General features: G+C 66.2%; 10 protein-coding genes. 6 read left to right on the top strand and 4 right to left on the bottom strand.

From position 1 onward, the window contains the following. The first annotated feature begins 79 nt into the window (after nt 1–79). On the top strand, nt 80–892 hold the full coding sequence (locus RPC_RS01410; protein WP_011470761.1) for an exodeoxyribonuclease III: 813 nt from the start codon (nt 80–82) through the stop codon (nt 890–892). Nucleotides 893–1,009: 117 nt separating this feature from the next. Here RPC_RS01410 and RPC_RS01415 read toward each other — a convergent pair whose 3' ends face one another. Further along, the gene (locus tag RPC_RS01415; protein ID WP_011470762.1) at nt 1,010–1,459 is read right to left on the bottom strand and encodes a cyclic nucleotide-binding domain-containing protein; all 450 of its coding nucleotides are present in this window, start codon (nt 1,457–1,459) and stop codon (nt 1,010–1,012) included. 66 nt (nt 1,460–1,525) lie between these two features. Further along, a complete protein-coding gene (locus RPC_RS01420) occupies nt 1,526–2,212 on the bottom strand; it encodes a response regulator transcription factor (RefSeq protein ID WP_011470763.1) in 687 nt (228 codons plus the stop codon). Between the two features lie 164 nt (nt 2,213–2,376). Here RPC_RS01420 and RPC_RS01425 point away from each other — a divergent pair, with 164 nt between their 5' ends. After that, complete coding sequence (locus tag RPC_RS01425; RefSeq protein ID WP_011470764.1) at nt 2,377–2,976, top strand: L,D-transpeptidase family protein; 600 nt, start codon at nt 2,377–2,379, stop codon at nt 2,974–2,976. Nucleotides 2,977–3,153: 177 nt separating this feature from the next. Here RPC_RS01425 and RPC_RS01430 read toward each other — a convergent pair whose 3' ends face one another. Next, entirely contained in the window at nt 3,154–3,813 is a 660-nt protein-coding gene (locus RPC_RS01430; protein ID WP_011470765.1) for a YggS family pyridoxal phosphate-dependent enzyme, read from the bottom strand. A gap of 221 nt (nt 3,814–4,034) precedes the next feature. Here RPC_RS01430 and RPC_RS01435 point away from each other — a divergent pair, with 221 nt between their 5' ends. From RPC_RS01435 to holA, 4 genes are all read left to right on the top strand, one after another. Continuing rightward, entirely contained in the window at nt 4,035–5,711 is a 1,677-nt protein-coding gene (locus RPC_RS01435) for a diguanylate cyclase domain-containing protein (RefSeq protein WP_041802295.1), read from the top strand. Nucleotides 5,712–5,895: 184 nt separating this feature from the next. Continuing rightward, entirely contained in the window at nt 5,896–8,544 is a 2,649-nt protein-coding gene (gene leuS, locus RPC_RS01440) for a leucine--tRNA ligase (RefSeq protein WP_011470767.1), read from the top strand. Further along, a complete protein-coding gene (gene lptE / locus RPC_RS01445) occupies nt 8,531–9,082 on the top strand; it encodes an LPS assembly lipoprotein LptE (protein WP_011470768.1) in 552 nt (183 codons plus the stop codon). The genes leuS and lptE overlap by 14 nt, the downstream gene beginning before the upstream one ends. Nucleotide 9,083: 1 nt before the next feature. Further along, nucleotides 9,084–10,112 carry a DNA polymerase III subunit delta gene (holA, locus tag RPC_RS01450; RefSeq protein ID WP_011470769.1) on the top strand — a complete coding sequence of 343 codons (1,029 nt, stop codon included), beginning with the start codon at nt 9,084–9,086 and terminating at the stop codon, nt 10,110–10,112. Nucleotides 10,113–10,486: 374 nt separating this feature from the next. Here the strand turns inward: holA and RPC_RS01455 are convergent, their stop codons facing one another. Then, a complete protein-coding gene (locus tag RPC_RS01455; protein ID WP_011470770.1) occupies nt 10,487–11,368 on the bottom strand; it encodes a ParB/RepB/Spo0J family partition protein in 882 nt (293 codons plus the stop codon). Nucleotides 11,369–11,617 lie beyond the last annotated feature (249 nt).

Consider the following 11,617-nt stretch of genomic DNA (forward strand, 5'->3'; position numbering starts at 1 on the left):
TGAGGCCGCATCCCTCGAGACGCGCGCAAGGGCGCGCTCCTCGGGATGAGGCCTACTCGTTTCACGCGATTGGATCCCCATGCGCTTTTCGCTCTCGACCTGGAATATCAACTCGGTGCGGCTGCGCATCGATCTGGTGGCGAAGTTTCTCGAGAGCGAGCGGCCCGATGTGCTGTGCCTGCAGGAAACCAAATGCCCGGACGACGCCTTTCCGCTGAAGCGCTTCAAGCGGCTCGGCTACGAGCACGTCGCGCTGAACGGGCAGAAGGGCTATCACGGCGTAGCGATCATCTCGCGGTTGCCGTTTGCCTCGACCGACGTCCGCATCTTCTGCGAGAATCTGGATTCCCGACACATCTCGGTGGCGTTCGCGGCCGAGCACACCAGCGCCCCTCTGGTGCTGCATAATTTCTACGTGCCGGCCGGCGGCGACATTCCCGACCCCGAACTCAACCCGAAGTTCAAGCACAAGCTCGCCTTCCTCGACGAGATGAAGAGTTGCGAACCGCTGCATCCGCAAGGCGACGCCCGTCACATCCTGGTCGGCGATCTCAACGTCGCGCCGCATGAGCACGACGTCTGGTCGCACAAGCAGTTACTTAAAGTGGTGTCGCACACCCCGATCGAATGCGAGAAGCTGTTGGCGGCGCAGCATCAAGGCGGCTGGCTCGACGTCGCGCGCGAACGAATTGCGCTGTCGGACAAGATCTACACCTGGTGGAGTTATCGCGCCGCCGACTGGACGATCGCCAATCGGGGACGCCGGCTCGATCACATCTGGGTATCGCCGGCGCTCGGTCCTTGCGTGCAGGACTATCAGGTGACCCGCGACGCCCGCGGTTGGGAGCGCCCGAGCGACCACGTCCCGGTGACGGTGACGATGGAGCTGTAGGATTCGCCGAGGCTCGAAGTAGTTCGGAAGAGGTCGAAGCCGTGTGCCGAAGCCGCGGCGACGGTCGCGCACTCCCTCACCCCGTTCTTGCGGGGAGAGCCGAACCGGACGTGGCCGCTACGACCCCAGCCTCGCGCCGGCCTTCAAAATTTCGTTGGCGATCCTGGTGGTGCGGGCGGCGAATTCGTCGCGCAGCCGCAATGCTGCGGCGGGGTCGGCTTCCAGCACCCGTTGAAACAGTCCGCGGCCGATCCGAATCACCGCGGAATATTCCTGCGCCACCGCGGTGGAGGGCCGCGGCATCGCCAGCATCAGCGCCAGTTCGCCGATCAGCGCGCCGGGCTGGGCGACAATCTCGTGGCTGCCGGCGTCGTCGGCGCTGATCTTGAACGAGCCGCGCTGCACCACATAGCCCGCATCGGCGATGTCGCCGGCGTTGAACAACGTATCGCCGCGAGCATAGATGTGCTGATCGGAGCCGATCGCCAGCATGCGTAGCGAGGCGTCGCCCAACAGGCGCAATGTCGGGACGCGCTCGAGCAGCGCAACATCATCTTCGATCGACATCAAGGACCGGCTGATCGGGACGCAGGGACAAATTTCGCTAAAGAGCGAATCGGCGCCCGAATCGTATCACGGCACCAGCTTGTAGCCACCGGCTTCGGTGACCAGGATCTCGGGATTCGCCGCATCCTTCTCGATCTTTTGGCGTAGCCGGTAAATGTGGGTTTCCAGGGTGTGAGTGGTGACCCCGGAATTGTAGCCCCACACCTCCTGCAGCAGCGTCTCGCGCGACACCGGCGACAGCCCGGAGCGGTACAGGAAGCGCAGGATCGCGGTTTCCTTCTCGGTCAGCCGCACCTTCTTGGCGTTGGCGCCGGTCAGCATCTTGGAGCCGGGGCGGAAGCTGTAGGGGCCCACGGTGAACACCGCGTCCTCGCTGGCCTCGTGCTGGCGCAGCTGGGCGCGGATCCGCGCCAGCAACACTGCGAAACGGAACGGCTTGGCGACGTAGTCGTTGGCACCGGATTCCAGGCCGAGCACGGTGTCGGAGTCGGTGTCGTGGCCGGTCAGCATGATGATCGGCGCCTTGAAGCCGCCCTTGCGCAAGCTGCGCACCACCTCGCGGCCGTCGGTGTCGGGCAGCCCGACGTCCATCAGCACCAGGTCCGGCGATTCGGCCTTGGCGGCGATCACCCCCTTGGCGCCGGTATCCACCGCCGAGGCCTCGAACTCCTCGTGCAGTGACAATTGTTCGACCAGTGCGTCGCGCAAGTCGTTGTCATCGTCCACGATCAGGATCTTGCGAGCGTTCGGCATCGGAGAGGTCCTCTGGGCGGGCGTCGGGATCGCGGCGGCAACGGGCGGGCGCCTGTCGGATCGCGCTCCCAAGCGGCGATTCGCTGGGGTAGTCTGATCCAGATAGGAACAGTTGCCGTCAAATATAACTCCACCGCCGTGAAATTTACGATTCCGGCCCCAGCATGAGAGCCCGCCTCCCGGTGCAACCCCCTGTGTCGTCAACGATTCGGCCGCTTCGCCAGCGCCGCGGCCGGCCCTGCGCGGCGGTCGCGGTGGTGTTGGTGCGGCCCGCCGCCGGCAATCCCAGCCGCGGCTGGCTGACCGCCGCGGGGATCACCGTGCCGGTGGCGCTGGGGCGTGGCGGCCTCAAGGCCAACAAGCGCGAGGGCGACGGCGGCACGCCGCGCGGCACCTTTCACCCGCTGCGGCTGTGGTGGCGGGCCGACCGGGCGCCGCGGCCGCAGACGCCGCTGCCGGTGCGGGCCATCACGGCGCAGGATGCCTGGTGCGAGGATCCGGCCGACCGGCATTACAACAAGCCGATCCGCCGGCCCTCCGGCGGCCCCGGCGACCGCCTCCGGCGCGACGATCATCTCTATGATTTTATTATCGAAATCGACCACAACGCGCGGCCGCGCGTGGCCGGGCGCGGCAGCGCGGTGTTCCTGCATCTGGTGCGCGACAATTTCGGCCCGACCGCCGGCTGCGTGGCGATGCGGAAATCCGCGCTGCTGCGGCTGCTGGCGCGGCTTGGGCCGCAGACCAGGATCGTGATCGGGTGAATTCGTGCCCCCGTGTCCCGGACGCGAGCAGCGTTCTTCACGCTGCTCCGCGAGCCGGGATCGTTCCAAAGGCAGCATCCGCAACGGCCCCGGCTTGGCAGCGCACCACGCCGCGAAGTGCGGCGCATTGCGCTGCATCCGGGGCACGGGCTGTCTGAAAGACGCTCAACGAAGCGATCACCTGTGCCCGAAGATCGCCGAGCCGACCCGGACATGGGTGGCGCCGAACTGGATGGCGACGGCGAAATCGGCGCTCATCCCCATCGACAGTTTCTGCAAGCCGTTGCGCGCCGCGATCTTCGCGGTCAGCGCGAAATGCGGCGCCGGCGCCTGGTCGACCGGCGGAATGCACATCAGCCCGGAGACGTTCAGCCCATAAGTGTCGCGGCAGGCTTTGATGAAGGCGTCGGCCTCGGCCGGCACTACCCCGGCCTTTTGCGGCTCCTCGCCGGTGTTGAGCTGCACGAACAGCTCGACCGCGCGACCCTGCGCGGCGATTTCCTTGGCCAGCGCCTGGCACAGGCTCGGCCGGTCCACCGAATGGATGGCGTCGAACAGCGCCACCGCCTCCTTGGCCTTGTTGGATTGCAAGGGGCCGATCAGATGCAGCGCGACGCCCGGATAGGCCGCGGTCAGCGCCGGCCATTTTCCCTTGGCCTCCTGCACGCGGTTTTCGCCGAACACCCGTTGCCCGGCCTCAAGCACCGGGGTGATGCCGTCGGCCTCGAAGGTCTTCGACACCGCGATCAGCGTCACCGCCGCGCGCTCGCGGCCGGCGTCGGCGCAGGCCCGCGCGATCTGCCGCTCGACCTCGGCGAGGCCCGCCGCTTCGCTCATCGCGACGATCCCGCCGCGCCTGGCGCAGCTCTGCCGCGGCCGCTGCGGCGCTTCGGCTCAGATAGTAAACAAAACGTTGCCGGATCGCCGACGATGGCTGCGGTCTCACTCAAGGTGTTTGAACCTTCGTAATGCTACGGGGATCGCTCGAATTGTAGCGAATTGCAGAAAGGCTTCTTGAATCCTTTCGCCTAGCGTATTCGCGGGGAATGGGGATGACGATGTCACACATCGGTTTCTACCGCAAAAAGGCGAAATTCAAAGGCATATTCGGGATTCGCGCGCGGCTGGTGCTGCTGGCGTTGATCCTGGTCGGCCCGTTGATGGTCGAGCGCATCCGGTCGTTGGAGGACACCCGCGTCAAGCAGGTGTCGATGGCGTCCAGCGAATTGTCGGCGCTGGCCGAGCGCACCGCGGCGTCGCAGCGCGAGATCATTTCCTCGGTCGAAGCGGTGCTGAAATCCTCCGCCTATATCCACGCCTCGGCGTCGCGAATCGGCCGCGGCTGCGCCACCTTGCGCGCCAGCCTGCGGGTCGACCTGCCGTCGATTCGCATGCTGATGGTGGCCGGCCCCGACGGCGTCGTGCGCTGTTCGACCTCGACGATGTTTGTCGGCCTGAACATCAGCGACCGCAGCTATTTCAAGAAGGCGATGGAGTCCCATGATTTCGTGGTCAGCGATTTTCTGGTTGGCCGACAGACCGGCAAGGGCACCATTCTGGCGGCCTATCCGGTGTCGGCGATCGACAGCGGCGAAGAGGCGGTGCTGGTCGCCGGACTGAACCTGGATTGGATGTCGGGGGTGATGGGCAACCTCGGCGGCCGTCCCGGCGTCACCGCGGCGTTGGTCGACGGCGACGGCATCGTGCTGGCGACCCCGCCCGACCAGATGAGCCTGGTCGGCCAGCCGTTCGTCGGCCCGGCGCAGCCGGTCAGTCCCGGCCTCAACGATCTCGGCGCCGAGGAACGGGCGTTCTCCGGCGAGGCGCCGGGCAACAACCGCGCGGTGTATTTCGCGCCGATTCGCGGCACCACCGCCCGGCTGGTGGTGGCGGTTGACGAGGCCAAGGTCTCCGCCGGCATCAACCGCGACATCCGCACCGCCTATCTGCAGCTGTTTCTGGTCTGCTTCATCGTGCTGCTCGGCGCCCTGATCGCGGCGGAACGGCTGATCGTGAAGCCGGTCAATATGATGACCGAGGTGGCGAAAAAATTCGGCCAGGGCGACTGGTCGGCCAGGGTCTGCCGCAAGCGGCTGCCGGCGGAATTCGTGCCGCTGGCGCGCGCCTTCAACGCCATGGCGGCGCATCTGGTCGAGCGCGAGCGCGGCCTGGTGGCGATCAACAACCGCCTCACCGTGATGGCCTCGATCGACGTGTTGTCCGGGCTCGCCAACCGCCGCGGCTTCCAGAGCCGGCTCGATTTCGAATGGATGAAGGCCGAGCAGAACGGCACCGATGTCGGGCTGTTGATGATCGACGTCGACCATTTCAAGCCGTTCAACGACACCTATGGCCACCCCGAAGGCGACGCCTGCATCAGCCGGATCGGCGAAACCCTGGCGGCGATCGCCAACGACATCGGCGGCTTTGCCGCGCGTTATGGCGGCGAGGAATTCTGTCTGCTGCTGGCGGAGACGGACCGCGCCTCCGAGGTCGGCGAGATGGTGCGCAGCGCCATCGCCCACCTCGCCATTCCGCACCGCACCAGCGTCTTCCAGCAGGTCACGGTCAGCGTCGGGGTGGCCTGCACCGTGCCGCACCCGGCGAATTCGCCGCGCGACCTGATCGAAGCCGCCGACGCCGCGCTTTATGCCGCCAAGCACCGCGGCCGCAACGCCGTGGTCGAGCACGGCTTCATCCGCGGCTCGGATTCCGGGCTGTCGATGGCGAGCTGAGCGCGGCGCCGGCAAGCAGCCCGGCACCGTCTTCGGGCTTTGTCGCAAGCCATTGACCGGCCACCGGCTTTTGTGGCCTAGTCGCGCGCCTCACGCGCGGAGCGAGCACCGGTTTGCGACCTCATTCGCGCATCTTTCGCTGCCACACGCGCTTGAACCGGCCGGCCAGTCTTTCGAACAGCCCATGACCAACGAACGCTATAACGCCCGCGAATCCGAGCCGCGCTGGCAACGCCAGTGGGACGACAACGCGATCTTCGCGACCCAGAACGACGATCCGCGGCCGAAATATTACGTGCTGGAGATGTTCCCCTATCCGTCCGGGCGCATCCACATGGGTCATGTGCGCAATTACACCATGGGCGACGTGGTGGCGCGGACGATGCGGGCGCGCGGCTATAACGTGCTGCATCCGATGGGCTGGGACGCGTTCGGCATGCCGGCGGAAAACGCCGCGATGGCCAACAAGGTGCACCCGAAATCCTGGACCTACGCCAACATCGCCACCATGAAGGCGCAGCTGAAATCGATGGGGCTGTCGCTGGATTGGTCGCGCGAATTCGCCACCTGCGATCCGTCCTACTACAAGCACCAGCAGCGCATGTTCATCGATTTCCTGGCCGCCGGCCTGGTCGAGCGCAAGCAATCCAAGGTGAACTGGGACCCGGTCGACAACACCGTGCTCGCCAACGAGCAGGTGATCGACGGCCGCGGCTGGCGCTCCGGCGCTTTGGTCGAGCAGCGCGAGCTGACGCAATGGTTCTTCAAGATCAGCAAATACTCCGAGGATCTGCTGACCGCGCTCGACCGGCTCGATCGCTGGCCGGACAAGGTCCGCATCATGCAGCGCAACTGGATCGGCCGCTCCGAAGGGCTGTTGCTGCGCTTTGCGCTGGACACGTCGACCACGCCGAATCACGAAACCGAGGTCGAGGTGTTCACCACCCGCCCCGACACGCTGTTCGGCGCCAAATTCGTCGCGCTGTCGCCGGATCATCCGCTCGCCGCGGAAGCCGCCAAGAGCAACCCGGCGCTTGCCGCGTTCATTGAAGAATGCCGCAAGACCGGCACCGCGCAGGCCGAGATCGATACCGCCGAGAAGCAGGGTTTTGACACCGGGATTCGCGCGGTGCATCCGTTCGATCCGTCGTGGCAGCTACCGGTCTATGTCGCCAATTTCGTGCTGATGGACTACGGCACCGGGGCGATCTTCGGCTGCCCGGCGCACGACCAGCGCGACCTCGACTTCGTCAACAAATACGGCCTCGGCAATTTGCCGGTGGTGTGCCCCGAGGGCCAGGACCCGGCGACCTTCGTGGTCACCGACATCGCCTATGACGGCGACGGCCGCCTGATCAATTCCAACAACGGCTTCATCGCTCTCGACGGCATGAGCATCGCCGATGCCAAGGAAGCGGTGGCGAAACGGCTGGAAGCGATCGCGCTCGGCAACCGTCCGGTGGCGCAGCGCCAGGTCAATTTCCGGCTGCGCGACTGGGGCATTTCGCGGCAGCGCTATTGGGGCTGCCCGATCCCGATCATCCATTGCGAGGTCTGCGGCGTGGTGCCGGTGCCGATCAAGGACCTGCCGGTCAAATTGCCCGACGACATCGAATTCGATCGTCCGGGCAATCCGCTCGACCGCCATCCGACCTGGAAGCACGTGGCCTGCCCGCAATGCGGCGGCAAGGCGCGGCGCGAAACCGACACCATGGACACCTTCGTCGATTCGTCCTGGTACTTCTCGCGCTTCACCGATCCGTGGAACGAAGACGCGCCGACCACCCGCGCGGTGGTCGACCGCATGATGCCGGTCGATCAATATATCGGCGGCGTCGAGCACGCGATTTTGCATCTGCTGTACAGCCGGTTCTTCACCCGGGCGATGCAGGCCACCGGCCATGTCGGCTTCGACGAGCCGTTCCGCGGCATGTTCACCCAGGGCATGGTGGTGCACGAGACCTACAGGAAGCTCGACGGCACATTTGCCTCGCCGGCCGAAATCCGCATCGTCGCCGACGGCGACAATCGGCTGGCCAGCCTGCTCGACAGCGGTCAGCCGGTCGAGATCGGCCCGATCGAGAAAATGTCGAAGAGCAAGCGCAACACCGTCGATCCCGACGACATCATCGGCAGCTACGGCGCCGACACCGCGCGCTGGTTCATGCTGTCGGATTCGCCGCCGGATCGCGACGTGATCTGGAGCGAGGACGGCGTCAAGGGCGCCAGCCGGTTCGTGCAGCGGGTGTGGCGGCTGGTCAGCGCGATGGCGCCGCAACTGCCGGCGCCCGGCACCAGGCTCGACGCCGCGAATCATCCCGCCGCGCAGGCGCTGCGGGTCGCGGCGCATCGGACGCTGTCGGAAATTCTCGCCGGCATCGACCGGCTGCGCTTCAACACCGCGGTGGCCAAGCTCTACGTCTATGTCGGCGAGCTGGAGGCGGTGCTGGCCAACGCGCCGCAAGGCGGCCTCGGCGGCGATCCGGTGCTGGCCGCGGCGGCGCGCGAGGCGATCGACATCCTGGTGCTGTTGATCGCGCCGATGATGCCGCATCTGGCCGAGGAATGCTGGGCCGCGATCGGCCACAGCGGACTGGTGTCGGAAGCAAGGTGGCCGGAGATCGAGACCGCGTTGCTGGTGTCGGACAGCATCACCCTACCGGTTCAAGTCAATGGCAAGAAGCGCGGCGAAGTCACAGTCGCCCGAGATGCGCAAAATCCGCAAATTGAGGCTGCCGTTTTGGCACTCGATGCGGTAAAACAAGCCTTGGATGGAAAACCTGTCCGCAAGATTATCATTGTTCCGCAAAGGATCGTGAATGTCGTGGGCTAGTCCCCGCCTTGCCGCCCGACTGATCGTCGTGGTCGCATTGGCCGCGCTGACCGCCGGTTGTTTTCAACCGATGTATGCCGAGCGCAGCGACGGCACGCCGGGCCTGCGCGACAAGCTCGCCAGCGTCGAGGTTCCGGCGATCGACGCGCCGAACGGCTCGCGGGTGGCGCGGCTCGGCGTCGAGATCCGCAATGCGCTGATGTTCAAGATGTACGGCAACGCCACCGGCATGCCGCCGACGCATCGGTTGGAGATCAGGCTCACCACCTCGCGCTCCTCGCTGATCGTCGATCCTTCGACCGCGCTGCCGGCGATCGAGAACTACGGCATCGATGCCAGCTACGTGTTGAAAGACAGCGCCACCGACAAGGTGATCCTGACCGGCAGCACGTTCTCGCGAGTGTCGTACGACGTCCCCGGCCAGACCCAGCGCTTCGCCCGGCAACGCGCGTTCCGCGACGCCGAGGATCGCGCCTCACAGGAAATCGCCGAGAATATCCAGACCCGGCTGGCGTCGTTCTTCTCCGCCGGCATCTGACTTGGTCGCGCTGCGCGGACGAGAAGTCGATAGTTTTCTCGCCCGGCCGGATTCCGGCCGCCCGATCATTCTGTTGTACGGCCCCGACGCCGGCCTGGTGCGCGAGCGCGCCGAGGCGCTGATTGCGTCGGCGGTCGACGATCCCTCCGATCCGTTCTCCACCGTGCGATTGGACGGCGACGAGCTCGCCGCCGAGCCGTCGCGGCTGGTCGACGAGGCGATGACGATTCCGATGTTCGGCGGCCGTCGCGCGATCAGGGTGCGCGCCGGCTCGAAGAATTTCGTCAGCGGCGTCGAGACGCTGGCCCTCTCCGCGCTGAAGGATTGCCGGATCGTGATCGAGGCCGGCGACCTCAAGCCCGACGCGGCGCTGCGCAAGGCCTGCGAGCGCGCCAAGACCGCGGTGGCGATCGGCTGCTACACCGACGGCGAGCGCGATCTTGCCAAACTGGTCGACGACGAATTCCGCAACGCCAATCTGCGCATCGCGCCCGACGTCCGCGCGCTGCTGGTGTCGCTGCTCGGCGGCGACCGCCAGGCCTCGCGCAACGAAGTCCGCAAGCTGGTGCTGTACACCCACGGCCAAAGCGAGGTGACGCTCGACGACGTCATGGCGGTGGTGGCGGACGCCTCCGAATTGAAGCTCGATCCGGTGATCGACGGCGCCTTCGCGGGCAAGCCGTCGCTGGTGGAAACCGAATTCACCAAGGCGATGAACGCCGGCTCCAATCCCGGCACCATCATGATGGCGGCGCAACGCCACGCCGCCTTGATGCACAAGGCCGCGCTCGCGGTCGACGCCGGCAGTTCGGAATCCTCCGCCGTCGAGGGCGGCTTTCCGCGGTTGCATTTTTCCAGAAAGGCGATCGTCGAAGCGGGGTTGCGCAATTTCACCGCGCAGCGGCTGCTGGCGATCATCGATCAGCTCGGCAACGCAGCGCTGGAGATGCGCAAGCAATCCGCACTCGCCCCGGTGATCGCGCAGCGCGCGCTGCTGGCGATCGCGGTCAATGCAAGGCGGCGGGGCTAACCCGCCGCGCAACTAGCCCGCGGCAGGACTAACCCGCGGCGAAACTAACCCGCCTTGATGCGCGCGGTCATTGGTGAGAGTGGTTGCGGACAACCCTACGAAAAGCCGTCATTCCGGGGCGCAAGCCGCGTCAGCGGCGCGCGAACCCGGAATCTCGCAACGAGCCAGCAACGTCCCCAGCAGCAAGATTCCGGGTTCGCTCGGCCTTTCGGCCTCGCGCCCCGGAATGACAGCTTGTTGTGTGGTCGGGCAGATCGACCAACTCCCGTTGCCGTTGATTGCGACGACGCGAACTCAGCGTCGTCATCCTGAGGTGCTCGCCGTCTTCGGCGAGCCTCGAAGGATGCGGCCACACCTCGCCCACCCGCCGCAAACTAACCACCCGCCTCCAGCCGGCGCACGATGTCGTCGAGTTGGTCGAGGTCGCGGTATTTGATCTGCACCGCGCCGGCGCCGCCGCGATCGTCGATGCTGATCTTCATGCCGAGCGCGTCGCTGACTCGCTTCTCCAGCGCCAGCGTATCGGGATCCTTCGCCGCCTTGCCGGCGCGGGCCTTTTGCGGCGCGCGTTCCGGCACGCCTTCTTCGTGCGCCAGCGCTTCGGCCTGCCGCACGTTGAGCCCTTCGGCGACGATCCGCTGCGCCGCGGCGGACGCGTCCGGCACGCCGATCAGCGCGCGGGCGTGACCGGCGGAGAGTTTACCCGCCGCGATCAGCGCCTGCACGTCGTCGGGCAACCGGGTCAGCCGCATCATGTTGGCGACGTGGCTGCGGCTCTTGCCGACCAGCTTGGCGATCTCGTCCTGGCCGTGTTTGAAGTTCTCGGCCAGCGCGTGATAGCCCTGCGCCTCTTCCAGCGCGTTGAGGTCTTCGCGCTGCACGTTTTCGATGATGGCGATTTCCAGCGCCACCGAATCGCTGACGTCGATCGGCACGATCGGCACTTCGTGCAGCCCGGCGAGCTGCGAGGCGCGCCAGCGCCGTTCGCCGGCGATGATTTCGAAGCGGTCCTGCGCGCCCTTGATCGGCCGCACCACGATCGGCTGGATGACGCCGTGCTGCTTGATCGAGTCGCTGAGTTCGCCGAGCTCGGCGTCGGAAAACGCCCGGCGCGGATTGCGCGGATTGGGTTTCAGGAATTCGATCGGCACCTTGCGCTGCGCGCGCGGCCGCTCCAGATGCGCGGCCTCGCCGCCGACATCGCCGATCAGGCTTGCCAGACCGCGACCCAATCGCGAACGCTGCTCGTCGGCCATCAAGAGCTCCCTTGGATTCACGTCGCATCTCCGCGTTGGATACGTGTACTAACTGCTACTAATGACGGCGCGACGCGCCGGGTGGTGGACGTCTTATCCTCGTCGCCATCCTTCGAGGCTCGGGACTTCGTCCCTTCGCACCTCAGGATGACGCTGCCTATGTTGCGTCGCTCAAAGCCTCTCCGTCATCCTGAGGAGACCGGCGTAGCGCGAAGCGCTAAGTCGGTCGTCTCGAAGGATGACTGCGAC

Origin of the sequence: Rhodopseudomonas palustris BisB18 (assembly GCF_000013745.1) — a bacterium.
GTDB classification, from domain to species: Bacteria; Pseudomonadota; Alphaproteobacteria; order Rhizobiales; family Xanthobacteraceae; genus Rhodopseudomonas_A; species Rhodopseudomonas_A palustris_F.